Raw genomic sequence first — 2,037 nt, 5'->3', positions numbered from 1 at the left:
CGTGGCGAGGCGAAGCCGGCCCGGACCCCAGGGACTGGGGCGCCGCCATGCGGCTGCTCGAGGAGGAAGGCCGACAGGCCGAGAAGCAAAGGGAACGCATCGACCAGGCAAGGAGGTGAGCGATGGCGTCCAAGAAGACCAGCATCAGCGTGCAGATCACCGGCGACGCCAGGGACGCGATCAAGGCGATCAACCAGACCACCGGCGAGATGATGACCCTGCAGCAGAAGACCAGCACCGCCATCAGCGGCATCGCCAGCGCGATCGGATCGAGCGCGATCGTCGCCAAGATCGGCGAGATCGGCAAGGCCGCCATCGACGCCGCCGCCGACCTCGAACAGAGCATAGGCGGCGTCGAAACCGTGTTCAAGGACAACGCCGACCAGGTCACCGCATGGGCAAAGTCCGCCGCCCAGAACCTCGGCCTGAGCCAGAACGCCTACAACGAGCTCGCCACCGTCATCGGCTCGCAGCTGAAGAACGCGGGCATGAGCATGGACGATGTGGCCGGCAATACCAACGACCTCATCACCCTCGGCGCCGACCTGTCCAGCATGTTCGGCGGGACCACCACCCAGGCCGTCGAGGCCCTGTCCAGCGCCCTCAAGGGCGAGATGGACCCCATCGAGGCGTACGGCGTGAGCCTGAACGACGCCACATTGCAGGCGCAGGCCGCCAGCATGGGCATCGAGGACCTGTACGCGGCCGGCGACAGGAACGCCAAGATGCAGGCCACCCTGGCCGCGATCACCGCGCAGACCGGCGACGCGACCGGCAACTTCGCCAGGGAGGCCGACACCGCGCAGGGCCAGCAGCAGCGTCTGAACGCCAGCTGGGAGAACGCCCAGGCCGCGCTCGGCCAGGCGCTCCTGCCAGCCGTCACCGCAGTCACCCAGAAGCTCACCGAAATGGTCGGCTGGATCCAGCAGAACAGCAGCTGGCTCACCCCGCTCGCCACCGTGCTCGGCGTGGTCGCCGCCGCGATCATCGGCGTGAACGCCGCCATGAGCGCGTACGCGGCCGTCGCCGCAATCGTCGCGGTCGCCCAGGGCGCCGTCAACGTCGCGTTCCTGCCCGTCATCGCCATCATCGCCGCCATAGCCGTCGCCGTCATCGCCCTGGCCGCGAACTGGGACACCGTGAAGAACGCCGCGGGCGTCGCGGCCCAGTGGATAAGCGACCGGTGGAGCGAACTGTGCGCATGGTTCCAGGGCGCATGGAGCTCCGTGGCCTCGTTCTTCGGGGGAATCTGGGACGGCATCAGCTCGGCCGCCCGGACGGCCGGCGACACGGTCGGCGGCGCCTGGAAAACCGCCGTGACCACCGTGCAGAACGCATGGAACGGCGTCACCGGCTTCTTCGGGGGAATCTGGAACGGCATCACCAACGGCGTCCAGTCGGTCGCCACCAAGATCGGCAACGCGTTCACCAACGCCGTCAACGCCATCAAGAACGCGTTCAACGGCGTCGCGAGCTTCATCCAGGGCATCTGGGACACCATCAGCGGCATCATCGGCAGCATCACCAGCGGCGTGCAGGGCGCATGGAACACCATTACGAGCATCCTGCCGTTCAGCTTCGCGGCCATGCCCATGCAGCCGGCCACGGCCGCCGTCACGCCGTACGCCGCGCCGCTCATCACCGTCGGCGACCCCGACATGCAGGGCGCCAGCCACGGCACGGGCACGGGACTGGCCAGGCTCGCGCGCCTCCTCGCCCCGGACGGCGGACGGACGCCCACCGTGGTGAACAACGTGACCTATAACGTCACCCTCCCCGCACGCATGATGGTCGGCAGCAAGGCCGAGCTGATCCGATGGATCAAGCAGGGACTGCGCGAGGCCGAAAGGCAGGTCAGCTGATGCAGCAGATATACGCGTACCTGGACACGGGAGACGGCCTGCAGCCGCTCAACAACGCTGCCGACGACACCGCCGTGCTGACCGGTCTGAGCATCCAATGGGGCACGGACTCGCCCGACACGCAGCCCGACCCCGGCGTGTGCGCGTTCACGCTGCGCGACCGCACCGGCGTGCT

At 68.2% G+C, this 2,037-nt stretch carries 1 protein-coding gene; it reads left to right on the top strand.

Annotation, left to right across the window (positions count from 1 at the left end; all coding sequences use genetic code 11):
* The first annotated feature begins 122 nt into the window (after window positions 1–122).
* A complete protein-coding gene (locus KIH73_RS10695) occupies window positions 123–1,862 on the top strand; it encodes a phage tail tape measure protein (protein WP_219083356.1) in 1,740 nt (579 codons plus the stop codon).
* Window positions 1,863–2,037: the final 175 nt, after the last annotated feature.

The sequence above is a fragment of the Bifidobacterium phasiani genome (assembly GCF_019331775.1).
Lineage (GTDB): Bacteria > Actinomycetota > Actinomycetes > Actinomycetales > Bifidobacteriaceae > Bifidobacterium > Bifidobacterium phasiani.
The sequence above is the reverse complement of the archived record's forward strand: the minus strand, read 5'-3'. Positions and strand labels throughout refer to the sequence as shown.

What these genes read in the sequence shown, in the direction of transcription:
- KIH73_RS10695 (WP_219083356.1), top strand. Translation starts at nt 123, where the DNA reads ATGGCGTCCAAGAAGACCAGCATCAGCGTGCAGATCACCGGCGACGCC.